Genomic DNA, 24,549 nt, shown 5'->3' on the forward strand with positions numbered 1-24,549 from the left:
CAGTCGCTAAGAGTGATTAGACGCCCGCAGAAAACACCGTTAGCCTCGCCTGAATCACCCGCCTATATAAGCGCCAGGGTATATACCCAACGTCGCCGCGGAGGTTTTTAGTGACCGATCAAATCCTGATGGATAGTTTTTCCCGCCGGGTCGACTACCTCCGGATGTCTGTAACCGACCGTTGCGATTTCCGTTGTGTGTATTGCATGGCCGAAGACATGGAGTTCCTGCCGCGCCAGCAGATTCTGTCGCTGGAAGAGCTGTACCAACTGGCGCAGAGTTTTGTCGCGCTGGGCACGCGCAAGATCCGTCTGACCGGCGGTGAACCCTTGGTTCGGCAGGGCGTGGTGGAGCTGTGCAAGCGCATTGCCGCGCTGCCCGGTCTGCGCGAGTTGTGCATGACCACCAACGGTTCGCAACTGGGCAAACTTGCCGCGCCGTTGTTCGATGCCGGGCTCAAGCGCTTGAACATCAGCCTCGACAGTCTGGACCCCAAGCGCTTTCGTGAACTGACGCGCACCGGTGACTTGGCCAAGGTGATCGAGGGTATCGATGCGGCGAATGCCGCGGGTTTTCAGCGCACCAAGCTCAATTGCGTGGTGATGAAAGGTCGCAACGACCACGAGATCAACAACCTCGTGGCCTTCGCCATTGATCGCAGCCTGGATATTTCATTTATCGAAGAAATGCCATTGGGCGTGATCAGCGAGCACAGCCGTGCCGAGGCGTTTTATTCCAGTGCGCAGGTACGCGAGCGTATCGCCGAACGCTACACGCTGATCGACTCCGCAGAATCCACCCAGGGGCCGTCGCGCTATTGGCGCCTGGCCGAAGCGCCGCATATTCGCCTGGGCTTTATTTCGCCCCACAGCCACAACTTTTGCGGCACCTGCAACCGTGTGCGCCTAACCGTCGAAGGCCGGCTGTTGCTGTGCCTGGGCAACGAGCATTCGGTCGACCTCAAGGCGGTACTGCGGCGCTATCCGGGCGAACCGCAACGTTTGGAGCGCGCGATTGTGGAGTCGATGAAACTCAAGCCCTATCGGCACAATTTCACCCTCGACGATGAGGTGCAGGTGGTGCGCTTCATGAACATGACGGGCGGCTGACCGACCCGGTTTCAACCCATTGCACTAGGCTATTTCCATGATCGTCAGAGCCAAACCCAACCTGATCGGTGTATTGACGTCGCTCAAGGGCTCCGTGGCCCGGCGCATCGCACTGCGCAGCCTGCTGGTGACACTGCTGGCCTCGGTGATTGTGCTGGTGGAAACCCTTCATCCAGCCTACTTCTCCAAGGTCAACGCCACGCCGTTCACGCTGTTGGGCTTGTCACTTTCGATCTTCATGAGCTTTCGCAACAATGCCTGCTATGACCGCTGGTACGAAGGGCGCAAAGCGCTCGGCGCCATGCTGATGGATGTGCGCGCCATGATCCGGGAAACCCAGGTGATCCAGGACGCCCGCCAGCGCAGCGAGATCCTGCGTAACCTGTGCGGGTTCGCCCATGCCTTGAACGCCCGGCTGCGCCATGAAGACGAGCCCAGCGCGGCAGCCCCCTGGCTCGACACGCCGCCGTCGGCCAATACGCCGAATATCCCGGAAAGCATCGTCGGTCGCGTCACCCAACAATGTTCGGCGCTGGTCGAGTCCGGGCGTCTCAGCGAGTGGCGCTATCAGCTGATGGCCGGCCACTTGAGCAGCCTGACCCGCACGCAAACCATTTGCGAGCGCATCAAAAGTACCCCGCTGCCCTTCCCCTACACGCTCCTGTTGCACCGCACCAGCTACATGTTCTGCATCTTGCTGCCCTTCGCCATGGCCGAACCCTTGGGTTGGCTGACGCCGGTATTCACTGCCATCGTGAGCTACACGTTTTTTGGCCTGGACGCGATTGGCGATGAGTTGGAAGACCCCTTCGGCTACGACGAAAACGACCTGCCGACCAACGCCATCGTGCGCACCATCGAACGCGAAGTGCTGCACGCCAACGGCGCGACAGAACTGCCGCCTGTCCTTGAACCCATTGACTGTGTACTCAATTGAAGCCGTACACACAACGCATCCGACGTTACGCTCATGTCTTTCTCCAGCAGGCCGCCATCAATCGATTGCCATGAGGCTAAAGCGCCTAAACAATGGCTGCCTAATTGTTACGGCTGACTGGCAGGTGTGTTGATGGACATAAAGCAACTCAAATTCCTGATCGCGCTGGAGCAGACCCGTCACTTCGGCCAGGCGGCTGCGCGCTGCCATATCACCCAGCCGACGCTGTCGATGCGCCTGCGCAATCTGGAGGATGAACTGGGCCTGGAGTTGGTCACCCGGGGCCAGCGCTTCGAAGGGTTCACCGAGGCCGGTGAGCGTGTGCTGGCCTGGGCCAGAACCCTGCTCGCCGCCCATGACGGGTTGTTCGCCGAAGCGGCGGCGTGTCGCGGCCAGTTGGTGGGTAACTTGCGCCTGGGCCTGGTGCCGCTCAGCGGTTTCAACCCCATCAGCTACATCCAGGGCCTGTCCCACACCTTCCCGGAACTCAAGTTCAGCCTGACCTCCATGAGTTCGGACAAGATCATCGAAGCGCTGGGCACCAATCAGCTGGACCTGGGGGTGTGTTACCTGGACCACGTAAACTCCAGCTACCTGGATTTTTTCGAACTGGGCGAAACCCGCGTCGGCCTGCTGTACGACACGCGCCACTTCCACTTCGAAGGCACCGAAATGAGCTGGGAAGACGCCGCCCAATTGCCCCTGGGAATGATCAGCACGGGCATGCACTATCGAAAGTCCATTGACCTGAGCTTCCGCAGCCGCGGCCTCGCCCCCCAGCCCATGCTCGAAAGCGATTCAACCTATCAGCTGTTCCAGGCAATCCACGAAGGCTTTTGCTGCGCAATCATGCCGCTGGACAGCGCCCTGGAAAGCCCGATCGAAAACCTCGCGTTTATCAACCTGCCGGACGCCAGCGTGCTCGCACCACTGGGCATGGTGATGCGCAAGACCGAACCGCGCTCGGCGATTGCTGAGAAGTGTTTTGCTGAGGCTAAGAGATTGTTTGCTGCCAAAGACGCGGTTTAACGTGTCGGAGCACAGTACCCAATAAGGCGATATACCTTTAAGTAAATCACCGGAAAGCTCCTACAAGTTGGCGTGCATCAGGTGAACTGGCGTGGAATGAATTGTACGGATACGCTTTGGACTACAGCTCGTCTCCCCAAGGTTGAACGAGATCACATAAGCCACCAGACTTCATCGCCCGACTCAACGACAAGGAGGCCATCCATGCAAACGACTTCGCCCAGCCCTCTTGTCGGGGTGGGTCTCTATACCCCTGGCGAGGCATCGTTATATACCGGCATCCCCGCCGCAGACATACGCCGTTGGCTATTCGGCTACAGTGCCAATGGCGTTCAGCATGCCGGGCTCTGGCAATCGGAACTGACAGGCATCAATGATTGCATTCTAGGTTTTCATGACCTGCTCGAAATCCGCTTCGTGCATGCATTTCGCCAGCATGGGCTGAGCTTGCAGGCCATACGCAACGCTTCACGCCAGGCTAGTGAGCTGTTCGGCCAGCCCTATCCGTTCACCTGCAAGCGGTTCCAAACAGATGGCCGTAGTATTTTTGCCACTGTGCTGGATGAGACGGGTGACGAGACACTGCTGGACCTGATCAAAAAACAATATGCGTTCAAACAAGTCATCAAGCCCTCGTTGTACGAAGGGATCGATTACACCGGCAAGGGGTCGGCGCAACGCTGGTATCCGGTCAAACGTAGCAAAGCGGTAGTGCTGGACCCTGCCAGAAATTTTGGTAAGCCCGTGCTGACCGGGGCCGGCATTGATACCGCCGCCATTTTTAATGCGTATGAAGCAGAAGGACGTGATGCCAGGCGCGTAGCCATGCTCTACGAGGTTCCAGCGGCTGCAGTAAAAGCAGCTGTCGAGTTCGAGCAAAGGCATGCTGCTTGAACTTTCTCCTGGATCATAACCTTCCTCCCGCGCTGGCACGCGCCTTGAACGAACTATCAAAAGTTCATGAACATGGCGTGTTCCCGCTCCGGGATAAATTCCCCCAAAATACCAGCGACATTGCTTGGATATCAGCGCTGCGTGAAGAGGGAGGCTGGGTCGTGATCTCTCAGGATCGATTTATGAAAGGGCATGCGGAGAAGAAAGCCTTTCGAGATTGCGCACTGCCCATTTTCTGCCTGGCAAAACACTGGAGTGGTGAAAGCTACTGGAGCAAAGCGCACAATCTCGTGCGCTGGTGGCCAGCCATCTTGAAACAAGCTGAGTTGATACGTGGAGGGGCGGCTTTCAGTGTTCCCTGGCGTTTCTCTGCTCCGGGTAAATTCGATCAGATCAAACTGTAAGCCTCGTACCCGACCGCACAAAACCCCACACTCGTTCACGAATCGTTAAGAAACCCATCCCTATACTGGCGGGCAGCCACGCTCGCTCTCCCGAGCGGTCTCCTGCCCGGTAGCCACCCCATGACGCGTCCCGTTCCCCTGCTGCTCCTGCTCGCTGCGCTGTTGTTCTTCTTCGCCCTGGGCAACCATGAACTGCAAGGCTCCACCGAAGCCCGCGTTTCCGGGATCGCCATGGCCATGCACCTGGACGATGACTGGGTGGTGCCGCGTTTGTTTCGCGAGCCTTTCCTGGAAAAACCGCCGCTGAGCCTGTGGCTGGATGCCGGGGCGATTCGCGTGTTTGGCGCGAGCACCGGGGCTGTGCGCCTGGCATCGGCCTTTGCCGGATTGTTCAGCGTGATGCTGCTCTACGGCATGCTGCGCCGGTTCGGGCGGCCAACCACGCTGGCGTTCAGCGCCGCGTTGATCCTGGCGACCATGGCCAGTTATTGGGGCAATGTGCGCGGGGTGGGTGAGGATTCATTGCTCAGCCTGGGCGTGACCGCTGCGTTGCTCGGGTTCTACCAGGCGATGCGCCCCGCGTCCGAACGCCACGGCTCCGCTGCCTGGGCCTGGGCATTGTTTACGGCGGGGATGGTCATCGCGACGTTGAGCAAGGGCGTGCTGGGCCTGGCGATGCCGGGGAGTGTGATCTTCGTTTACCTGGCCTGCACCAGCCTGATGGATAAACGCCTGCGCCTTGGCGACTGGCTCAAGCCCGCGTTGTTCACGCTGCTGGCCTTGGTGCCGTTGCTGATCTGGCTGGGGTTTCTGTTTCAGCGCGGCGGCATGCAGGCCGTCGGTGAGGTGCTGTGGACCAACAGCGTCGGGCGCTTCAGCGGCTCGTTTGTCGAAGCCGGGCATTACGAGCCGTTCTACTATTACCTCGCCAAACTGCCCGAGGCCTTCCTGCCGTGGAACATTCTGGTGTACCTGGGCCTGTGGCACTTTCGTAAAAGCCTGGTGCGCAACCGCTACCGCCTGTTTTTCAGCGTATGGCTGGTGGCGCAGTTCACTCTGCTGACACTGGCCTCGAGCAAACGCACGGTCTATTTGATGGCACTGACCCCGGCCGCCGCCGTGCTGGCCGCAGAATATGCGCGGGTGCTGCTGGAATGGGTGAAAGCCCACAAACCGGCGCTGTACCGCTACCACCGGCGCATTATTTTCGGCGTATTCACCCTGGCCATCGCCTGCTACCTCAGCGCAGCCTTCTGGTTCGCGCCCAAAGCCGATGTGCGTCAGTCATTCGTGCCCGTGATCAGTCAAGTCCAGGCATTGCAAGACGAAGGTAGGGAGGTGGCGCTGTTCCAACCCAATGAGCGGATCGCCGGCGCCAGCGTGTTCTATCTGCAGGCCTATTTGCCGATTTTGCAAACCGAGCCGCAATTACGTGCATTTCTCGGCGCCAAACCCGGCAACGTTGCGCTGCTGGACCACACGGACCGACTGAATGAGAAAGTGACAGTGATCAAGGAAATGGCGATCAATCGCCAGCCTTACTACTTCGTCGAGCAGTAAGGCGAGCGCGCGCCATCAGTGCTTGGTCAGTTTGTCCAGGTAACCCATGGCAAACGCCGAGACCACGAAGGTCATATGGATGATCACGTACCACATCAGGTGCTGCGGATCGACGTTCTTGGCGTCCATGAAGATGCGCAGCAGGTGGATGGAGGAAATCGCCACGATGGAGGCCGCCACTTTCATCTTCAGCGACGAAGAGTCCATGGTGCCCAGCCAGTTGAGCTTTTCCTTGTTTTCATCAATATCCAACTGCGAGACGAAGTTCTCGTAGCCGGAAATCATCACCATCACCAGCAGGCCACCGACCAGGGCCATGTCGATCAACGACAGCAACAGCAGGATCACCTCCGACTCCAGCAAGGTGAAAATATTGGGGATCACATGAATGATTTCCTGGAAAAACTTGATCGCCAGGATCAGCAACCCCAGGGATAAACCCAGATAGATCGGCGCCAGCAGCCAGCGCGCGGCATACATCGTGTTTTCGATAAAGCGTTCCATTGAATCTCACACAGCTTGGCTAAAAATGGAGCCGAGTATACCAGCCGCTACCGGGCACCTGTCACCGCGAGAAAACTGACTTGAAGTGGCATCTGTAAGGGCGTTTTTCTGCTAGTGTCGAGCCCCTCAACTCGGCTCGATGCTGTCGGACAGGAAGACTCTGATGATGGATGTGCGATCCCCTTTGGCCACTCTCGGCCTGTGCGCGGCGTTGCTGATGACCAGCGGCTGCTCCCCCAAAGAAGAGCAGAAGCAGGCCACCCTCGAAGAGAAAACCAGCCAGTTCGAACAGTCCCTGGACAACATCCAGGACCCCAAGCTGCGCGACGCCATCGCCGACCTCGGCGGCTCGCTGCTGTTGCTCGAACGTGCACGCCTCAAGCTCGCCGCCAAGCCCATCGAAGCCGAATACGGCGAAGACACGCTGGCCCTGCTCAAGCATTACCCCACACCTCAGGCCTTGGTGGACACCTATATCAACGGCCTGTTCGTACTGCGCAGAGCCTCCCATTCCGACTACTTGACGGATCTGCAGCCGGTCTTCCCGTTCACCTTCAACGCCCCTGACCAGTTCCCCTTCCCCCATGGCCTGGAATGGCAGTCGGTGACCTTGAGCAACAACAAAGTCATTCCCTTCCAGCCCGAATGGTCGGAAACCGACCCCGGCATCCAGCTCAGCCCCAGCAGCTCCAACCTGACCAACCCCGACGACCTGACGGTGACCTACCCGTTCATCGAAGGCATCGAGACGGAAAACAAGAGCCAGCCGCAGCCCGTCAGCCTCAAAGGTGCGATTGAGGTTGCTGCGCCAGGCAAGGTGCTGACCTTCGACCTGTCGAAAAAAGACCTCGGCCACCCGCGCACCGAGGGCAATATCACCCTCAACCTGGTGTCGCTGGACAAGAATTACGCCGAGCTTGAACTGACCAACAGCGCGCCCCTGGCCGCAGAACTGGGCGACGACTCGCCCAACCCGCTGCTGGTACAGGCCCGGGACGGTACCGGCCAATTTCTCACGCGCTCAGGCTCGATCAACGAAAATGCCGCGCAAGTGGCGTTCTATGAGAAGCAACTGGCCGAGATGCAAAAACAAACGACCTGGTCCGAAGCGTTCGAAAAACACCTCACAGACGCGCAAAAAGCCTTCGAACACACACAGAAGAGCCACTACGCCAAGGTGTACTTCAACGGATTGATCGACACCCTGCAGGTCAATGTACTGGATTTTTCCAAGACCACGGTGACCCGCAAGGAGCTGGACCTGCCCGTGATGCGCTTCGACAAAAACAGCCTGCAACACTCCGTGCAACCCTTGCCGATGCCGGTCACGGTGTATGACGACGCTGCGGCCAGCTGGCTCAAAGACGCCTCGCTGACGGAAGAACAATTGAAAGGCAGCGTCACCATCAGCCAGTCCACCGACGACGCCAGTGCCGCGAAAATCGTGTTCGACCACCCTTTCACCTTCAATGACGACCTGGTCGGCGCCGAGCGCAACAACAGCGACGCGCCGATCACGTTTTTCACGGCCGACGATAAAGGCGAGCGCGGCGAACCCATCGAGTTGCCCACCGAGGCCTTCGAGATGAATGCGGCCAGCGGCACGCTGACCTACGACCTCAACCTGTTCCCGGAAACCCCGGCGTTTGTGGTCGGCTCGGTGCCCTTGTTCCTCGCCACCATCGAGAAGGCCTCGATTGACACCAGCAAACTGCCCAAAGGCCTGGTGCTCAAGGACAACGCGTTGATCGTCGACCAGCGCGCGTTTCCCGCCGACAGCTGGCGCTTCTACGCCAAGGACGGCAGCGGCAACTACCTCAAGGAAATTCTCGGCGTGAGCCACCGCGCCGAGGAGTACGGCACGGCGCTGTTTGACGTGCATTATTTCTACGGCCAGCCGACCACCCTGGAAAGCTACCAGCGCACCGACCTCGACACCGTGCAATATGGTTTCGAGGTCAAGCTGGACAAACCGGAAAGCAAATAGCCCGATTACAGGGCCAGTTGCTCGTGGCCGCCGTTGAGTTGGCGCAGATGGGCCTGCAGGTGCAGGCACCAGATCTGCGGCTCGTCCAATTGCTCGTAGCCATGCAGGGTCAGGTTGTCGACGATGGAACCCAACATGGTTTCTGCCACGAATGGCCCGTGAAACGGGCCTTGGGACTTGACCGTGGAAGGCTGTTCGCCCGACATGCCGGCGGCGAACAATAATGTCCACAACCCGTTTTCCCCGGCGAGGGGGCGAATGGAGCATTCGATACGGGTTTCCAGGCCCAGGCACTGGCGGGTAAGGCAAAGGTTGCGCGGCATGGCGGCGACCCTCGGTAGATCGGCGTTCAGCCCCAGCGCAAAGGCGAGGCTGTTTCTATCCTGCGACTCCTGTGGATATCCCTGATTCTCAGAATAGAATAAAAACGCGACAGACCAAGGTGGTAGGGACCAACGGCATTGGATTGCGGATGGTCGTCAATTTAATGGCATCCACAAAACTAAATGTGGGAGGGAGCTTGCTCCCGATGGCAGTGTGTCAGCCTCAGAATTGATCGTTCCCACGCTCTGCGTTTGATCGTTCCCACGCTCTGCGTGGAAATGCCTCTTGGGACGCTCCGCGTCCCGCCACCGCTGCAAGTTTCGGTAATTGCGCACAAGTGACGCAGAGCGTCACGGGGTACATTCCCACGCGGGAGCGTGGGAATGATCGTACATTTTTGATCCCATCAAGCTTCAGGGATCAGGTAGGTTTGGCTTCCGCCAGTGCCTGCTGCGCCAGCTCCTTTTCCGCCTCCTTGAGGTCTTCCTCGCTGATCATTTCCGCAATCGCGCGCAAACGTTCCACCACGCGGGCATTGACCGTACCTTCCGGGAACTGCCCCTCGGCGTCCGGTTCACCGGCATCCTCGCCCACCAGCAGGCTCAACGCTTCATCCGCCTGGCGTACCGCATAAATATGGAATTGCCCGTCGCGCACGGCTTGCAAGACCTTTTCGTCGAGCATCAGCGTGGCCACGTTGGCCTTGGGAATGATCGCGCCCTGTTCACCGGTCAAACCCCGCGCTTCGCACAGGCGGAAGAAGCCTTCGATCTTCTCGTTAACCCCACCCACGGCCTGCACTTCACCAAACTGGTTGATCGAGCCGGTGATGGCAAAGCACTGCTTGAGCGGCGTTTTCGACAAGGCTGAGATCAGGGTGCAGGCTTCGCCCAGGGACGCGCTGTCGCCGTCCACGTAACCGTAGGACTGTTCCAGCGCAATGCTCGCCGAGATCGCCAGCGGGAATTCCTGCGCATAACGGCTGCCCAGGTAACCGGTGAGGATCATCACGCCCTTGGAGTGAATCGGCTGGCCGAGGTTGACCTCACGTTCGATATCGACGATACCACTGCCGCCGGGGTACACCGTGGCGGAAATCCGCGCCGGTACGCCAAACGCCGAATCCCCTACCTCCAGCACCGTCAGCCCGTTGCACTTGCCGACGGCGGCGCCGGCGGTGTCGATCAGGATCACCCCGGCGAGCATGTCGTCGAGAATCCGCGCCGACACGCGCCCGGTGCGCGTGGCCTTGGCCTTGAGCGCGCGCTCGATATGCCCGGCATCAGTCATTTCGTCGCCTGCCAGGTGTCGAATGAAGTCCGCCTCGCTGACCAATTGGAACAAATCGCCGATACGCGCCGACAATCGGCCCTGATGTTCCGCCAGGCGTGCGCTGTAAGTCGCCAGCCGCGCCACCGCATCCGACGTCAGCGGCGCCATGCCTTCTTCCGAGGTGCGGGTTTTGAGCAACTGGGCGAACTGCTCCAGGCTTTCGTCGACCATCGGGATGTCTTCGTCGAAGTCCACCAGCACCCGGAACATTTCCTGGAAGTCCGGATCGGCATCCTGCAACGCGTAGTACAGCTGACGCGAGCCGATGATGATCACCTTGACCTGCAACGGGATCATTTGCGGGTTGAGCGTGACGGTGGCCAGGCGACCGAGCTCGCCAAGCGGCGACTCCATCTTCAATTTGCGCGATTGCAAGGAACGCTTGAGCGCATCCCACACAAACGGCTCGCTGAGCATTTTTTCCGCTTCCAGGATCAGGAAGCCACCATTGGCACGGTGCAGCGCGCCTGGGCGCAGCTGACGATACGTGGTGTAAAGCGCGCCCTGGTCGGTGCTGTATTCGATACGGCCGAACAGGTTGTCGTAGGTCGGGTGTGGCTCGAAGACCACCGGCGCACCACCGTTGACCGGATGGCCCACCACCAGGCTCGGGCAGTAATGCTCTTCCAGCAGCTTGCGGGCCTGGGCGTCGGTCTTGGCGTCGTCGACCAATTGCTCGACCACGGTTTTCAGCAGATACACCTGCATGGCCTGCAGATAACCGCAGACGGCGGCGTTTTCCGCGTACTTTTCCGACAACGGTGCGAGCAAAGGCTGCAGGGCCAGGGTGATGGTTTCTTCGTTGAACTGGCGCAGTTGGTTGTTCGACTCACGCTTCCATTGCGGCAGGCTCGCCAACTCTTCGTTGAGGCGCTCTTCCAGCTCGGAAATATCCGTGTGGAAACGCTCGCGGTCGATTTCCGGCAGCTGCGAGAACTCGGCCTCGTCCAGAGCCTTGCCATCGAGCATCGGGGTAAACGCGATGTTGGAGCTGTCGCGGTACAGCGCCACGTCTTTTTCCAGGGCCAGGCGTTCGATCACGTCCAGGGCCTTGTCGTAACGCTGGTTGAATGCCCGGTCGATGGCGCTTTTGCGCTGTTGATACGTCGGGTGTTCGAAGACGGCCGGGAAGGTCGCCACCAGGTTGTCGACCAACCCGTTGATATCGGCAATGAACGCCGCCGCAGCGCCGCCTGGCAATTCCAGGGCACGCGGTTCGCGCGGCTCATCGAAATTATTCACGTACACCCAGTCCGACGGGGTTTGCAGGCGCTTGCCTTCGGCCCTCAGGTAACGTTTGACGAATGAAAAGCGACCGGTACCGGGTTCGCCCATGACAAACACGTTGTAACCGGGACGTGGCATTGCCACGCCGAACTGCAATGCTTCAACTGCACGTTCCTGGCCAAGCACACCGCGAAAGGGCTCCAGATCATTGGTGGTCGAGAAGCTGAACTGTTCAGCGGAAAAAGGGCGAGTCAGCGCTTCGGGCGCTAGACGCAAGCTGGCAGCAACAGGATCAGGCATCGGGCTTCCTTACATCAGGCGGGGCAGATGGGGGCATTCTGGCTCTCGGTTGCGCGCTCTGGCAAGGCGCGCTTTCGGGAAAGCATAGACAGCCCGCACGGCGTACAAAAAAATCGTTCGAGACTGAATGTTTTATAAAAAATCACGGAACCCCAGGAACGTGCCTAAACTCCAAACTGCGCGGGTTGGACTAATAACTGGCCCCTAGGGTGCTGCGAAGCGCCTGAACCCTTGTCCATTGGTTTGCACACAAAGAGAACAAAGCTATGAAACGGATCCTTCTTGGTACTCTCTTCACCGTCGTCTCCCTCAATGCAATGGCAGAAGCACCAGGTGGCCCGAACTGCGGTTGGGGCAACATGTTGTTCGAAGGCCAGCGCGGTACTCCGGCCCACTTCCTGGCCTCCACCACCAACGGCACTTCAGGTAACGCCACCTTCGGCATGACCTCGGGCACCAACGGTTGCAGCACCAACAGTTCCCTGACCTACGGCGGCAAGTCCTGGATTGCCATGAATGGCATGATGAACGAGCTGTCCGAAGACATGGCCAAGGGTAACGGCGAAGCGCTGACTACCTACGCCGTGGTACTGGGCGTGGCGCCGGAAGATCGCGAGCACTTCGCGGCCGTGACCCACGAGCACTTCCAGCAGATCTTCAGCAAGGCTGACGTGACCGCTGACGACGTGCACAACAACACCATTGCCGTACTGAAAAGTGATGCCCGTCTGGCGAAATACGCTACCCAGGCTTAAGCTCGACCCACCCGCGCCTTTCGAGGCGCGGGTTTTGTTTTTTCGACCTGCCCCCCTTGGGTCTTTTTTTCAGTCCGACTTAAGTAGCCCCCATGCTCAAACGCCTCGCTTGCCTGGCTTTCTTCGCCTGCGCCCCGCTGCATGCGGCACCGCACCTCGACGATCAACGTTTGCAGCAACTGGCCAATGACCCGTTCTGGCTGTCGCTGGGCCATTACGAAGCCGGCAAGATCAGTGGCTGGCGCAGCTATGTCAGCGACAAGAAATTCTTTCTCGCCGCCGACGGGGCGCATCATCCGGACGCCGAACTCAAGGCCACTGTGGATGCGCTCTATGCACCGGCCAGCCTGGGTGAAAAGCACGTCCAATGCGTCTACCCCGCCCGCACCCGCTGGCTCAAGGACCAGTTGCAACTGACCGACCTGCCCGCCGTGGACTGCAAGGAATTCAAACAATGGTTCACGGACGTCGCGCCCCACAGCGCGGTGATGATTTTCCCGGCGGCGTACCTCAACAGCCCGTCGTCGATGTTCGGCCACACCCTGCTGCGCATCGACCAGGCGGACGTGCAAAGTAACAACACCGCCCTGCTCAGCTACGCGATCAACTTCGGCGCCTATATCGAAGGCTCGGACAACAGCATTCTGTACGCCTGGAAGGGCCTGATGGGCGGCTACCCCGGCCTGTTCGCGCTGGTGCCCTACCAGGAAAAACTCTCCGAATACCGCAGCCTGGAAAACCGTGACCTGTGGGAATACCGCCTGAACCTCACCGAAGTCGAGACCAAGCGCATGGTCGAGCATGTGTGGGAACTCAAGCAGATCCAGTTCGACTATTTCTTTTTCGACGAAAACTGCTCCTACCGCTTGCTGGAATTGCTGCAAGTGGCGCGTCCCGGCCTGCGCCTGACCGAGCAGTTCCCGCTGACGGCGATCCCCACCGACACTGTCAAGGCGGTCAAGGAAGCGGGCCTGGTGGAAAAGATCGACTATCGCCCGTCCCGTGAACGCGAACTGCTCGAACGCGCCAAACCGCTGGACGGCGATGAGCAACAATGGGTGCTCAACATCAGCGATGACCAGCAGCAATTGCAGGCGCCGGCCTTCAAAGCCCTGCCCCGCGAGCGCCAGGCGCTGATCATCGATGCCGCCTATCGCCTCGGTCGCTACCGCGCCAACGGCCTGGAGCGCGACACTGCGCGCTCCCAGCGCAGCTTCGAACTGCTGCGCGCGATCAACCAGAACCCTGCGCCCGACCTGAAGATCACCCCACCCGGCCTGCCCGAGAACGGCCACGAATCGCGCACCTGGCAGGCCGGCATCGGCACCCGCGGCGACAAAGCCTTCGGTGAATACGGCCTGCGCATGGCCTATCACGACCTAAACGACAACGCCGAAGGCTTCCCCCTGGGCGCACAAATCGAAATCCTGCAGATGAAACTGCGCCAGTACGAAGGCAATCACTGGCAATTGCAGCAACTGGACCTGGCCACCATCCGCTCCCTGACCCCACGCAACGCCCTGCTGCAACCCTGGTCATGGCAAGTCACCGGCGGCCTGGAGCGCGTACCGGGTAAACACGACGACGAAACCCTGGTCGCCCACGTCAACGGCGGCGCGGGCGGCACCTGGCAGTTGAGCGACGACATGCTCGGCTTCGCCCTCGGCACGGTGCGCGTGGAACACAACAATGACTTCAGCGAAGCCATCTCCCCGGCAGCCGGGTTCAACACCGGCCTATTGTGGAAGAACCCGCTGGGCAACCTGAGCCTGGAAGCCAAAGGGGATTTCTTCACCAATGGCGAAGTACGCCGCAGCATCAGCCTCAACCAACAGTGGGAATTGTCGCGCAACCTGGGCCTGCGCCTGAGCGCCCAGCGCGAGTACAGCCACTTGTCGACACCGGTGAATGAAGTGATGCTCGAAGTGAAGTGGTACCACTACTGATTCATACCCCCTCCCACACTTATTTGTGCATGAACAAAATTTGCCGGAGAAGATCGTTCCCACGCTCCCGCGTGGGAATGCAGCCCGTGACGCTCCGCGTCACCTGTGCGCAGTAATCCAAACGTGCAGCGGTTGGCGGGACGCGGAGCGACCCAGGAGGCATTCCCACGCAGAGCGTGGGAATGATCATTTTGCACAACCCACATCCCGCCGACTCCCCTTTCACACACATCTGACAAATCCCTGACTAGACTTCCCCCTATCAGCCGTAAATCGGCCAGGGAGTACGCCATGTGGCGGTCTGCGCTAATGCTGTGTGTGGTGGTGGGGTTGTCAGGCTGCCAATCGACCCACCAAGACTTATTGGCCAAAGGTTATCCGCCCGCCTTTGCCGATGGCTTCGACGACGGTTGCAGCAGCGGTCGCCAGGCCGCTGGGGTGATTATCGGGGAGTTTCGCAAGAACGTGCCCCGCTATCTGAAAGACCGGCAGTACGCCGAAGGCTGGGAAGATGGTTTCCGCCAGTGCAAGGCCATGCGCGAGAACGAGGAGCTACGGGACTACCAGGACAACCGCAGGGATGACCGCGAGCACGAATGGCAGCAGGAGAAGGATCGCGATGCGGCCAAGGCTTATCGCTCGCAATAGCGCGCCGCGTTAGAAGCGAACGCGGAGCGTCCTGGGCGCCATTCCCGCGCAGAGCGTGGGAACGATCGAGCGGCGAACATGGCCCAAGCTCCATTGAGGGAGAACATCATGAGCCGAGCTTTTGTAAATGAAGACAATGCCGCCGCCCAGGCTGATCAGCCGGTGGAGCGCCAGGTCAGTGCCCAACCCAATCGCTTGACCGCGCAGGGATTGGAGCAGTTGCAGGCCAAGGTTGCGCAGTTGCAGCAGGAATACAGCACCGAATCCGCCAAGGGCGAAAAGGCTGACAAGCAACGCCAGGCCGACCTTGAGCGGGATTTGCGCTACTTCAACCAGCGGGTACAAAGCGCCCAGGTCGTCGCGCCAGCCATTTCTACGGACAAAGTACAGATCGGCAGCTGGGTGACCTTCGCCAACGAGCAGGACGAGCAGCAGCGCATCCAGTTGGTCGGCGAAGATCAGGCCGATGCCAACGCAGGCTTGATCAACTGGGGTTCGCCCCTCGGGCGCGCGTTGCTCGGCGCCCAGGTGGGGGACGAGGTGCTGTGGCAGCGCCCCGTTGGCGATCAGTTGATCGAAGTGTTGCGTATCGAGCCCGGGGTATAGACGATGCCCTGGGCCAGCATCGCTTCGGCGACTTTGACGAAGCCTGCGATGTTTGCGCCCTTCACATAGTTGACCCGGCCATTTTCTTCGCCGTAATGCACGCAGGCATGGTGGATCGACTGCATGATGCTGTGCAGCTTGCTGTCCACCTCGCCGGCGGTCCATAGCAGGCGCATGGCATTCTGCGACATCTCCAGGCCACTCACGGCCACGCCTCCGGCATTCGACGCCTTGCCCGGCGCGAACAGAATGCCTGCCTCGATAAAGATATCCACCGCTTCAAGGGTGGTCGGCATGTTGGCGCCTTCGGCGACGCAGATGCAGCCGTTGCGCAACAGGGCGCGGGCAGCGTCGGCGTCGAGTTCGTTCTGGGTGGCGCAGGGCAGCGCGATATCGCACGCCAGCGCCCAGGGGCTTTGGCCTTGGCGAAATTCCAGGCCGAAACGCTCGGCCAGTTCACTGATGCGGCCGCGCTGCACGTTTTTCAGCGCGAGCAGGGCTGACCATTGCTCTTCGGTCAACCCGCTCTCGGCGTACAGCGTGCCTTCGGAGTCCGACAGGGAAATCACCTTGCCTCCCAGGTCCATCACTTTGCGCGCCGCGTATTGCGCCACATTGCCCGAACCGGAGATGGCCACGCGCTTGCCTTCGACCCGTTGGCCGTCGCGCTTGAGCATTTCTTCAGCGAAGTACACACAGCCAAAACCCGTGGCTTCCGGGCGGATCAGGCTGCCGCCGTAGGTCATGCCCTTGCCGGTCAACACCGAGGTGAACTGGTTGCTCAGGCGCTTGTACTGGCCGAACAGGAAACCGATTTCACGGGCGCCCACGCCGATATCACCGGCCGGTACGTCCACGTCGGCGCCGATATGGCGGTACAGCTCGCTCATGAACGCCTGGCAGAAACGCATGACTTCGGCGTCGCTCTTGCCCTTGGGGTCGAAGTCCGAGCCGCCTTTGCCACCGCCCATGGGCAGCGAGGTAAGAGAGTTCTTGAAGGTTTGCTCGAAGGCGAGGAATTTCAGTACGCCCAGGTTCACCGAAGGATGAAAGCGCAAACCGCCTTTGTAAGGGCCAATGGCACTGTTCATCTGGATACGGAAACCGCGATTGACCTGGACCTTGCCCTGATCGTCCACCCACGAAACCCGAAAGCTAATCGCACGTTCCGGCTCGCAGATGCGCTCCAGAATTCCCGAGGTCAGGTAATGGGGGTTGGTTTCAAGAAACGGCCACAGACTGCGCAGGACTTCTTCTACGGCCTGATGGAATTCCGGTTGGTCGGGGTCGCGTTTCTTGAGGCGGGCAAGGAAGGATTCGACGGATTCGTGCATGAAAAGTCTCGGCAAAATGATTGTTGTTAAACAGAGATTGAGCCGGACTTTATCAATTCATTTCGCACCGTGACAGGGCAAAATGTCGCCTTTATGAATTTAAATGGTGCATTTCTATAAATAACTGGCGTATTTCGCCCTGAAACAGGGACTCCAACCCGACACATGCACCAATGAGTGAAAGGTTGGACGACAGCCCCGCGCATCGCATTACCGCGTCCCGGGCACCAGATCGAGTATCTCGTTGATGCCCAGACAGCGCGGCTCCAGCTCCAGCGTCCTGCCATGGGCGAGTATGCCCAAAGCGGTATCGCGCATGGCCAGGTAGGCACTGCGCAACATATGGTTGGCATAAATCACCGCGTTGAAACCTGCCTGCTCCAGCACCTCGAATTTCAGGTGAACATAACTGGTCGGCACGCAAATCAGCGGAACCTTGGGCCGTTGCAGACGAAACTGCCTGGCGAACTCAAGGATTTCCAGGCCATCCTGCCTGCGACTGTGGATCATGATGCCATCCGCCCCCGCCTCGACATACGCCAGGCACCGCGCCATCGCTTCCTCCATGCCGCGATCCAGGATCAGGCTTTCACACCGCGCAATCAGCATCAGCCCTGAGCCAGTGCGACTGGCGCAGCCGGCCTGGAGCTTGGCGCAAAATACCTCGATGGACTCCTGCGCCTGGTCGACCTCGGTGCCGAACAATGAGTTTTTCTTCAAGCCGCACTTGTCTTCGATCACCACCGCCGAGACGCCCGCGCGCTCCAGCATCTTGATATGAATCGCGAGATGCTCGGCCTTGCCGCCGGTATCGGCATCGAATATCAGCGGCAGCGAACACACATCAAATATTTCGCGGATCCCGGGCAAGCGGTTGCTGGGCGAAAGAATCTCGATATCGGGTAACCCCCGCTGGGTCGAGTCGGTCAGCGAACTCGACCAGATGGCGTCATACCCCACCGTATGCCCTGGGCTGATTTCCAGCCGGGCGCGCTGCGCGAGCAATGCCGATATCGGGCTATGGGCTTCGAGTACGCGCAGGCAACGATTGCTATCCAGTAGCGCCGACAGAGGGCGTCGGCGCGCGTCGGTATCCATCATAGGTTCAGGCTCCATGTCAGCGGCACAACGGGAGTTATCGGACAGCTCAATCCCAGGCGGGCTGTTCACATTTGAGTACCGATGCCATTTTCTGCAGATGTTCACAGGCCCTGGCCACGTACTCCCTGGATAGCTGCGCGATACGGCTGTAATCCACGGCCTGCCCGGTGGCGCTGGCGTAAAGCCGTAACGCCTCTGCCGCGTGCCTGAAATGGCGCGCTTCCACGCTGCCGCAGTGCACGCTGAGAAAGCTCGCCACGCGGCTGGCCTCACCGGCGCTGTACCCGCGCACATCGCGCAACCATTGTTTCCATAACGGCGTCATCAGGTTGTACTCGCCGGTGTTGAACAACTCCGTCATGGCCATCATTTCCAGCGCTTCGATGAGCTGCGGCGCCAACGGGCGTTTTTCCCCGACCCAACCGGAAAACTCCTTGGTGATCGGGTCCAGGAACTTGTCCTGCAGGCGCCATTCATCCGAGCCGCAGATCGCCGAAGCCATGCGGTAATACAGCTTGGAGTGGTGCGGATGCCCGTGCATTTCGCCCAGTCCGATGTCCTCGACGATGATCTCCCCACAGTGGGCCGCCGCTTCGAGCATCTTCAGCCGAGCGTCATCGGCCAGGGATGCCGACTCCTGAAGGATGCGCACGATGATGCTCGAGACGGCATGGGCGGCGCCGTCCGGGCTGCGCCAGCCACAGAAGAACGTACACAGCGACGACTCGCTCCAGTTACTGGAGGTCATGTCGACATAAGTCTCGCAGTACCTGTCCAGCTCGGCGGGCTGGCTGTTGAAACCGCTGAGCAGGGCCTGGGCCAGATGTCGGTCCTCGACATCCACCAGTGCCTGGTTCACGTACCCGATAAATTGGCGGCTCAGATTTTCCACGGCTCATATCCTTTTGGGTGGGGTTAATGCGCAACGACTTCTGACATGAAGCGGGCAAAGCGCGTGAGGCCTTCGATCAACGCTTCATGCTCAACGGCGTAGGAAATGCGGATGCTGTTGCGGTCGCCACAGCCGGAGCCGGGCACCACCGCGATATGGGCCTCGGTCAATAACAGATCGGCCAGGTGGTCGACGTCACGGATAACGGTGCCCAGGTAGCGGCCACCCAATTTGCGCGACACATCGATAAACAGATAGAACGCGCCCTCCGGCGGGGCGCAGGTGATGTCATCCACATGCCCCAGGCAAGTGCAGGCTGCGAGCAACTGCTGGTCGAGGAAGGCATTGATCTGCTGGGTAAAGTGCGGCGCGTCAGCCATCAGGCTGCCGAGTGCGGCGTATTGGGACAGGCTGCTGGGGTTGGACGTCGTGTGCCCTTGCAGGTTGTGCATGGCGGCAATGACCGGGGCGGGTGCGCACGCATACCCTACCCGCCAGCCAGTGACCGCGTGGCTTTTGGAAAACGAATCGACCAGCACCGTCTGGTGCTTGAGCGGCGCAAACAGCGACACGATGTTGTGATGTTCATGGGGCGCGCGTACCAGCTTGCGGTAGCACTCGTCGAACACCACCCAGAGCCGGTGTTTGAACGCGAGCCGGGCAATCCCCAACAGTTGTTCACGCTGATAAACCGTGCCCGTCGGATTGTTCGGGGTATTGATCACAATCATGCGGGTGCGTGGGGTCAGGGCGTTTTCTACCGCCGCGCAGGTGAGGCGGTAGTCATCCGCTGCGGTATCGACATAGACCGGAACGCCACCGGCCAGCTGGATCTGGGTGGGGAAGGTTTCCCAGTACGGCACCGCAACGATGACTTCATCCCCCGGATCGAGCAGCACCATCGCGGCGTTATACAGCGCCTGCTTGGCACCGGCGGTCACCGCCACTTCATCGGCGGCGTAATTCACCCCGCAGCGCTGAGTGACCTGCTGCGCCAGCGCCTGGCGCAGTTGGGGCAGGCCGATGGGCGGCGTATAGCGGTTGCGGGCATTGGCCAGCGCATCGCTCACGGCGGCTTTCATCGCCGGGCAGGCATCGAAGGACAATTCCCCGGCGGCAAAATTGATCACGTTGACGCCGGCTTCTTTCAAGGCATTGGCTTTGCTGCGCATGCTGGACGTGCCCGGTGCGCGCAGACGTTGCGCACGCCGGGACAACGGCAATGACACGGCAGACGGTTCACTGTTGTTCATTGTTATACCTGCCAGAACACGCTGAAAAATTCGTTCGCCCTACCGGGCCTGAGCCTCCAGCCCTCGTTGAACCCGCCAGGACAGCGGCAGGGTGAGCAACAAGGTGGCGGCCAGCAGCAAAACGGCCAGGGGCACGCCGGTGGCATCCCCCAGGCTGCCGAACAGCACCGGCGCCAAGGCGCCGCCGCCGATGGTGCCGGTGTAGAACACTGCAAAAGCCTGGTCGCGCCTGCCCGGCCCCGCCAGGTCCGGGACCGCGCCGTAGAGCACCGACGACGTGCCATTGAGCACCAGCCCCAGCAGCGGCAACATCACCATCAAACCGGCGTAGGGCAGGTATACCGCCATGACGATCAGCAGCGCCGTGGTGAACTCCGTGACCCACACCGTCTTCATCATGCCGATGCGCGCACCGAGGTAACCGCACAACAGTTTGCCGAAGGCGCCTCCCACGAACAGCATCGTCAGCGCCAGACCGATCCCCGCAGGCCCGGCCCCCTTGGCCTTGAGCAAAAACGGCAGGAACGTGAGAAATCCCATGCGCACCGCGCTGTCCAGCGTGCCGGTCAGGATCAGCGCACGCAGGCCGCTCACGGAGCCGGTGCCGCCGCCCGCACGGGTGGCTTTGGGCGGCGCCGCCAAACCCTCGGTGCGCGCCGGAATCAGCCACCACAACAAGCCTGCCGCCAGCAGCCCGAGTACACCCAGCAGGGTGACACTGGCGCGCCAACTGATGACCGCCAGCAACAGGCCGATCAACCCGGGGATCAGAGTTTTGCCGATATCTCCACTGAAGTTGTACTGCGACAGCGCTTGCTTGACGCCCCCGCCCGCCTCCCCGCCCGCCTCGTAGGCATCGGTGATCAACGACGAGGCCAGCGGGTGCTGCGTACTTGCGCCCAGCCCGCCCAGCAGCAGCGCCACCAGCAGCACCGCCAGCCCACCGGCCTGGCCCGCCAGCAGATAGGCCAAGCCCGCCAGCGCAGTGCCGCCCACCAGCAAGCGCTGGCGCCCCCAGCGTGCCGCAGCGCGACTGGCCAGTAACTGGAAGCCGGCCATCATGCCCGCATAGGCCCCGCGCAACAGGCCGACCTGGGCGTAGCTGAGGCCGAACTGCGCCTGCCAGATTGGCAACAGCACATAAATTACATCGGTCAGGCCGTCGTGCACGGCATGCGCGCCACAACCGGCCACCAGGGAGCGGCGGCGCACAGTTGCCTGGTCAGGCGGTGACAACGACGGGGCTGCGGTTTGCTTCAGGGTGTTCATCCGGGTCAGTGGCTCTCAGGTAAAACGCCGGGTCAACCCAGCAATTGCGCGCAATCGTTCATCACGCTGGCTTTACGCTGCAGGTATTCGGCAAAAATACCGCGCGCCGTGGCGGGGTCCGCTTCAATCTGCAGAGCGGTGGTGAACTCGTTCACCGCCGCCACCGCATGGGCGAAATGGTCGCTCTCAGTGCCGCCGGTGTGCACGGTGACCCAGGCCACCGTCGCACGCGATCTTTCCGGCGGCACGCCCATGTCGCGCACAAACCACTGCGAGTACAACGGATGGATGAACTCCACTTCGCCGTGGGTGTACACCTCGTGGATCAGCGTGGTCAGCAGCCCCTGCAGCAGGTCGCGATCACGCAGGCGACGGCTGTCGGTCCAATCCTTGAACGCCTGCGCCGAGGGCAGGCAGTTGTCCTTCAACATCCACTGGTCATCGCCGCACAGCGCGGTCGCCATGGTGTAGAAAAGGTCCGCGTGCACGGTGTTGCCCAACGCGCCCAAGTCTTCATCGGTAATGCGCTGCAGGCTGCCGCAGGCACGGTACAGCTGCGCCGCAGCGGTGGAGCCGGCGTCGGAACGCGCCAGCAAGGTAATCCGGTTGGCCAGGCCGGACACACTGGCCGCCGAATTATTGGTCTTGGACCAGCTGGCGAAGAACTTGCGCAGCACCGCCGGCGAATGCCGACGCGAGGTGAGTCGCGCAAAAGCCTCTTCGATATCCATCAGCGCCTCTTCCTGAGCCCAAAAGGCTTCGAACAGGGCATGCCGCAAGGTACTGGCCGGCATGTCATTCAATACCGGTTCGACGATCTTCAGCAACTGGCTGCGCTTGATCACGGTGTCAGTCATATTCACCTCTCATAGTCCATTATTGGATGAAACATCAGGCCGGTTTGCCGCGTTGGCCGGCGATCAGCGCCTGGGTGTCTACCGGTTTCCAGCCCAGCAGGGCGATTGCCAGCGACAACAGTTGAAAGCCTGCGATCAATGCCACGCAGCCCGGCCAGCCCCACTGCTCCCAGAGCAGCGCCGGGGCCACTGCACCGGCGCTGCCGCCCAGGTAATAGCCGGTCAGGTACAGGCCCACGGCGCCGGACTTGTCCTGCCCGGCCGTGGTGGCGATGTACGCATTGGCACAGGCCTGGGCCAGGAATACGCCGGTCGAACTCAGGGCCAGGCCCAGCACGATCAACCACAGGGACGGCAACAAGGTCAGGGCCGAACCGCAGAGGCCGAGCGCCACGGCGCCGCTCAGTAGCTGCGATTGCGGTCGCGACTTGCTCAAGCGCCCCGCAATGGGAATGACCACCAGCGCCAGCAGGAACACGGCATACAGTGTCCCCAAGGCTGCGGCGCCCAGGTTGAACGGTGCCTGGCTGAGATACAGCCCGGCATAGGTAAAGGTCGCGACTTGTGAGAACAGCACGCAGAAACCGACACCATAGGCCGCCATCAAGGGTTTGCGCAGCAACCAGAGTACCCCGCGCGCGCCCACGTCCCCGACGCCGGGACGCGCCACTGGATTGACCGGCAGCAGCAACAGGATCAGCAGGCCGACCGCCAGGCTGATCACCGCCAGCAGCTCGAAGGCTTCCCGCCAACCGACATACTGGGTCATGACCCCCGAGACAAAGCGCCCGGCAAACCCGCCGAGTACCGTACCCGCGACGTAGAGGCTGGTGATCTCGGTGACGCTCGCTGCGCGCCAGCGGTCGCCGATATAGGCCACGCTGGTGGCGAACACCACCGGGATCAACATACCCTCGATAAACCGCCACACCAGCAGCTCGGCAAAACTGTCCACATAGGCCGTCAGCAGCGCCGGCAGCGCCAACAGCAACGCGGCCACGACAATCACGTTGCGTTGCTCGAAACGCCCGGTCAGGCGCCCGACAAAAGGCGCAGCCAAAGCCACTGCCAGGGTGGTCACCGTAATGCTCCACCCGGCCTGCCGGGCGCTCACCTGGAAGCTTTCGGCAAACACAGGCAGGATGCTCTGGGTCGCGTAGAGATTGAGAAACGCCGCACAGCCACACAGAAACACGGCAAAGCGGGCATGATGCAGGCGCGGGTTCATGGGACCTCTCGTCTTATTGTCGAGGATCTTTATAGAATGCGCAGCGTGGCGAATACCAATACCGAATTCGGACCGATCAATACCCAGGAAACAGAATGCTTGATCTACGCAAGTTACGTTACTTCCTGACGGTCGCCGAAGAGCTGCACTTCGGTCGCGCGGCCCAGCGCCTGCACCTTGCCCAGCCGCCCCTGACCCGGCAGATCTCGGCCCTGGAAACCGAGCTCGGCTTTCGCCTGTTTGACCGCACCAGCCGCACGGTCACGCTGACCGCCCAGGGCCGGCACTTTCTACCCTACGCTCGCGCGGCGCTGGAGCACGCCCGGCTTGCGCAGGACATTGCCGCCAAGCTGGCCGCCGGCTCGACCGGCCAACTGGTCGTGGGGTATGCCAGCTCGATCGCGCTGTCGGAGCTGTTCAGCCAAACCCTGCAAGCCTTCGCCCAGCGTTTTCCCGAGGTGCAACTGACCCTGGTGGAAAGCGCTTCCGGCAGCCTGCACGCGCATGTGCTGGACGGCCGCATCGACATCGGCATGAGCCGCCTGCTGCCGGAGCCCGGGCAAGCCGACGTCGAGGTGTTGTCGTTGGGGCAAGAACCCCTGGTGGCGGCGCTTTGCAGCGACAACCCATTGGCTGGCCAGGCCGAAGTCACCCTCGCCCAGCTCAGCGAGTTCCCGTTGATTCTGTTCCCCAGCGATTACGGTTCAGGCCTCAACGGTTCCATCGAGCACCTGTATCAACGCCACGGCCTGGCGCTGCGCCCGGGCCCTGCGGGGCGCCAGATCACCTCGATCATCGCTCTGGTGGCGGCAGGCCAGGGTGTCTCGCTGGTGCCCCAGTGCACCCGCACCCTGGCCAGGCAAGGCGTGGTCTACCGACCGTTGGCAGACCCCGAAGCCTGGGTGCACCTGCTGATCCTCACTCGCTCACAGTCACGCTCGCTGTTGGTCGAGGCGTTCATGGGGGTGGTCGGTGAATTGCTGCAAGGCCGGCCGGCGCTGGCGCCGCTGGCATAATCCGGGCAAAAAAATACCCCTGCGCGAGGGGTATTTT

At 60.8% G+C, this 24,549-nt stretch carries 22 protein-coding genes; 12 read left to right on the top strand and 10 right to left on the bottom strand.

What is annotated here, in order from left to right; genetic code table 11:
- Positions 1-128 precede the first annotated feature (128 nt).
- The 6 genes from moaA (at position 129) to C4J91_RS23485 (ending at position 5,933) form a co-directional block, all read left to right on the top strand.
- On the top strand, positions 129-1,109 hold the full coding sequence (gene moaA, locus C4J91_RS23460) for a GTP 3',8-cyclase MoaA (protein WP_372238316.1): 981 nt from the start codon (positions 129-131) through the stop codon (positions 1,107-1,109).
- Positions 1,110-1,146: 37 nt separating this feature from the next.
- Positions 1,147-2,046: a bestrophin family protein gene (locus C4J91_RS23465; protein ID WP_124364465.1), complete on the top strand. Its 900-nt coding sequence runs from the start codon at positions 1,147-1,149 to the stop codon at positions 2,044-2,046.
- Between the two features lie 132 nt (positions 2,047-2,178).
- Positions 2,179-3,075: a LysR family transcriptional regulator gene (locus C4J91_RS23470; RefSeq protein ID WP_124364466.1), complete on the top strand. Its 897-nt coding sequence runs from the start codon at positions 2,179-2,181 to the stop codon at positions 3,073-3,075.
- Between the two features lie 204 nt (positions 3,076-3,279).
- Positions 3,280-3,969: a helix-turn-helix domain-containing protein gene (locus C4J91_RS23475; protein WP_124364467.1), complete on the top strand. Its 690-nt coding sequence runs from the start codon at positions 3,280-3,282 to the stop codon at positions 3,967-3,969.
- Entirely contained in the window at positions 3,966-4,373 is a 408-nt protein-coding gene (locus tag C4J91_RS23480) for a hypothetical protein (RefSeq protein ID WP_124364468.1), read from the top strand. The genes C4J91_RS23475 and C4J91_RS23480 overlap by 4 nt, the downstream gene beginning before the upstream one ends.
- A 120-nt stretch (positions 4,374-4,493) precedes the next feature.
- Positions 4,494-5,933 carry a glycosyltransferase family 39 protein gene (locus C4J91_RS23485; RefSeq protein ID WP_124364469.1) on the top strand — a complete coding sequence of 480 codons (1,440 nt, stop codon included), beginning with the start codon at positions 4,494-4,496 and terminating at the stop codon, positions 5,931-5,933.
- 15 nt (positions 5,934-5,948) lie between these two features.
- On the opposite strand, the gene C4J91_RS23490 is transcribed toward C4J91_RS23485, so the two are convergent.
- Entirely contained in the window at positions 5,949-6,437 is a 489-nt protein-coding gene (locus C4J91_RS23490; protein WP_124364470.1) for a TIGR00645 family protein, read from the bottom strand.
- A 163-nt stretch (positions 6,438-6,600) separates the two neighbouring features.
- Here C4J91_RS23490 and C4J91_RS23495 point away from each other — a divergent pair, with 163 nt between their 5' ends.
- Positions 6,601-8,424, top strand: coding sequence for a hypothetical protein (locus C4J91_RS23495; RefSeq protein WP_124364471.1), 1,824 nt, complete (start codon positions 6,601-6,603; stop codon positions 8,422-8,424).
- A gap of 5 nt (positions 8,425-8,429) precedes the next feature.
- Here C4J91_RS23495 and C4J91_RS23500 read toward each other — a convergent pair whose 3' ends face one another.
- Together C4J91_RS23500 and C4J91_RS23505 are read right to left on the bottom strand one after the other, a co-directional pair.
- Positions 8,430-8,747 (bottom strand): hypothetical protein, encoded by a 318-nt coding sequence (locus C4J91_RS23500; protein WP_124364472.1) that lies wholly within the window; start codon positions 8,745-8,747, stop codon positions 8,430-8,432.
- Positions 8,748-9,168: 421 nt separating this feature from the next.
- A complete protein-coding gene (locus C4J91_RS23505) occupies positions 9,169-11,607 on the bottom strand; it encodes a Lon protease family protein (protein WP_124364473.1) in 2,439 nt (812 codons plus the stop codon).
- A 266-nt stretch (positions 11,608-11,873) separates the two neighbouring features.
- On the opposite strand from C4J91_RS23505, the gene C4J91_RS23510 reads away from it, so the two are divergent.
- The 4 genes from C4J91_RS23510 (at position 11,874) to C4J91_RS23525 (ending at position 15,562) form a co-directional block, all read left to right on the top strand.
- A complete protein-coding gene (locus C4J91_RS23510) occupies positions 11,874-12,362 on the top strand; it encodes a DUF3015 domain-containing protein (protein WP_124364474.1) in 489 nt (162 codons plus the stop codon).
- A gap of 92 nt (positions 12,363-12,454) precedes the next feature.
- A complete protein-coding gene (locus C4J91_RS23515) occupies positions 12,455-14,308 on the top strand; it encodes a DUF4105 domain-containing protein (RefSeq protein WP_124364475.1) in 1,854 nt (617 codons plus the stop codon).
- A gap of 291 nt (positions 14,309-14,599) precedes the next feature.
- Positions 14,600-14,956 (top strand): hypothetical protein, encoded by a 357-nt coding sequence (locus C4J91_RS23520; protein ID WP_124364476.1) that lies wholly within the window; start codon positions 14,600-14,602, stop codon positions 14,954-14,956.
- A 108-nt stretch (positions 14,957-15,064) separates the two neighbouring features.
- On the top strand, positions 15,065-15,562 hold the full coding sequence (locus C4J91_RS23525; RefSeq protein WP_124364477.1) for a GreA/GreB family elongation factor: 498 nt from the start codon (positions 15,065-15,067) through the stop codon (positions 15,560-15,562).
- Here C4J91_RS23525 and gdhA read toward each other — a convergent pair.
- The 7 genes from gdhA to C4J91_RS23560 all read right to left on the bottom strand — a co-directional run bounded on the left by gdhA (position 15,523) and on the right by C4J91_RS23560 (position 23,496).
- Complete coding sequence (gdhA, locus tag C4J91_RS23530) at positions 15,523-16,896, bottom strand: NADP-specific glutamate dehydrogenase (protein ID WP_124364478.1); 1,374 nt, start codon at positions 16,894-16,896, stop codon at positions 15,523-15,525. The two genes, C4J91_RS23525 and gdhA, sit on opposite strands and share 40 nt — an antisense overlap.
- A gap of 210 nt (positions 16,897-17,106) precedes the next feature.
- On the bottom strand, positions 17,107-17,997 hold the full coding sequence (gene aepX, locus C4J91_RS23535; protein WP_124364479.1) for a phosphoenolpyruvate mutase: 891 nt from the start codon (positions 17,995-17,997) through the stop codon (positions 17,107-17,109).
- Between the two features lie 46 nt (positions 17,998-18,043).
- Positions 18,044-18,889: a hypothetical protein gene (locus C4J91_RS23540; RefSeq protein ID WP_124364480.1), complete on the bottom strand. Its 846-nt coding sequence runs from the start codon at positions 18,887-18,889 to the stop codon at positions 18,044-18,046.
- A 23-nt stretch (positions 18,890-18,912) separates the two neighbouring features.
- A complete protein-coding gene (locus tag C4J91_RS23545; protein ID WP_124364481.1) occupies positions 18,913-20,142 on the bottom strand; it encodes a pyridoxal phosphate-dependent aminotransferase in 1,230 nt (409 codons plus the stop codon).
- A gap of 39 nt (positions 20,143-20,181) precedes the next feature.
- Positions 20,182-21,411 (bottom strand): MFS transporter, encoded by a 1,230-nt coding sequence (locus tag C4J91_RS23550; RefSeq protein ID WP_124364482.1) that lies wholly within the window; start codon positions 21,409-21,411, stop codon positions 20,182-20,184.
- A 32-nt stretch (positions 21,412-21,443) separates the two neighbouring features.
- Positions 21,444-22,268 carry a hypothetical protein gene (locus tag C4J91_RS23555; RefSeq protein ID WP_124364483.1) on the bottom strand — a complete coding sequence of 275 codons (825 nt, stop codon included), beginning with the start codon at positions 22,266-22,268 and terminating at the stop codon, positions 21,444-21,446.
- A gap of 34 nt (positions 22,269-22,302) precedes the next feature.
- Positions 22,303-23,496: an MFS transporter gene (locus C4J91_RS23560; RefSeq protein WP_124364484.1), complete on the bottom strand. Its 1,194-nt coding sequence runs from the start codon at positions 23,494-23,496 to the stop codon at positions 22,303-22,305.
- Between the two features lie 95 nt (positions 23,497-23,591).
- Here C4J91_RS23560 and C4J91_RS23565 point away from each other — a divergent pair, with 95 nt between their 5' ends.
- On the top strand, positions 23,592-24,512 hold the full coding sequence (locus C4J91_RS23565; RefSeq protein ID WP_124364485.1) for a LysR family transcriptional regulator: 921 nt from the start codon (positions 23,592-23,594) through the stop codon (positions 24,510-24,512).
- Positions 24,513-24,549 lie beyond the last annotated feature (37 nt).

Origin of the sequence: Pseudomonas sp. R3-52-08 (genome assembly GCF_003851745.1) — a bacterium.
Taxonomy (GTDB): domain Bacteria; phylum Pseudomonadota; class Gammaproteobacteria; order Pseudomonadales; family Pseudomonadaceae; genus Aquipseudomonas.

Coding starts and splice junctions, on each gene's coding strand:
- C4J91_RS23500 (WP_124364472.1), bottom strand. CDS start 8,747: ATGCCGCGCAACCTTTGCCTTACCCGCCAGTGCCTGGGCCTGGAAACC.
- C4J91_RS23495 (WP_124364471.1), top strand. CDS start 6,601: ATGATGGATGTGCGATCCCCTTTGGCCACTCTCGGCCTGTGCGCGGCG.
- C4J91_RS23485 (WP_124364469.1), top strand. CDS start 4,494: ATGACGCGTCCCGTTCCCCTGCTGCTCCTGCTCGCTGCGCTGTTGTTC.
- C4J91_RS23520 (WP_124364476.1), top strand. CDS start 14,600: ATGTGGCGGTCTGCGCTAATGCTGTGTGTGGTGGTGGGGTTGTCAGGC.
- aepX (WP_124364479.1), bottom strand. CDS start 17,997: ATGATGGATACCGACGCGCGCCGACGCCCTCTGTCGGCGCTACTGGAT.
- C4J91_RS23515 (WP_124364475.1), top strand. CDS start 12,455: ATGCTCAAACGCCTCGCTTGCCTGGCTTTCTTCGCCTGCGCCCCGCTG.
- C4J91_RS23475 (WP_124364467.1), top strand. CDS start 3,280: ATGCAAACGACTTCGCCCAGCCCTCTTGTCGGGGTGGGTCTCTATACC.
- C4J91_RS23505 (WP_124364473.1), bottom strand. CDS start 11,607: ATGCCTGATCCTGTTGCTGCCAGCTTGCGTCTAGCGCCCGAAGCGCTG.
- C4J91_RS23550 (WP_124364482.1), bottom strand. CDS start 21,411: ATGAACACCCTGAAGCAAACCGCAGCCCCGTCGTTGTCACCGCCTGAC.
- C4J91_RS23545 (WP_124364481.1), bottom strand. CDS start 20,142: ATGAACAACAGTGAACCGTCTGCCGTGTCATTGCCGTTGTCCCGGCGT.
- C4J91_RS23470 (WP_124364466.1), top strand. CDS start 2,179: ATGGACATAAAGCAACTCAAATTCCTGATCGCGCTGGAGCAGACCCGT.
- gdhA (WP_124364478.1), bottom strand. CDS start 16,896: ATGCACGAATCCGTCGAATCCTTCCTTGCCCGCCTCAAGAAACGCGAC.
- C4J91_RS23565 (WP_124364485.1), top strand. CDS start 23,592: ATGCTTGATCTACGCAAGTTACGTTACTTCCTGACGGTCGCCGAAGAG.
- C4J91_RS23560 (WP_124364484.1), bottom strand. CDS start 23,496: ATGAACCCGCGCCTGCATCATGCCCGCTTTGCCGTGTTTCTGTGTGGC.
- moaA (WP_372238316.1), top strand. CDS start 129: ATGGATAGTTTTTCCCGCCGGGTCGACTACCTCCGGATGTCTGTAACC.
- C4J91_RS23555 (WP_124364483.1), bottom strand. CDS start 22,268: ATGACTGACACCGTGATCAAGCGCAGCCAGTTGCTGAAGATCGTCGAA.
- C4J91_RS23525 (WP_124364477.1), top strand. CDS start 15,065: ATGAGCCGAGCTTTTGTAAATGAAGACAATGCCGCCGCCCAGGCTGAT.
- C4J91_RS23510 (WP_124364474.1), top strand. CDS start 11,874: ATGAAACGGATCCTTCTTGGTACTCTCTTCACCGTCGTCTCCCTCAAT.
- C4J91_RS23490 (WP_124364470.1), bottom strand. CDS start 6,437: ATGGAACGCTTTATCGAAAACACGATGTATGCCGCGCGCTGGCTGCTG.
- C4J91_RS23465 (WP_124364465.1), top strand. CDS start 1,147: ATGATCGTCAGAGCCAAACCCAACCTGATCGGTGTATTGACGTCGCTC.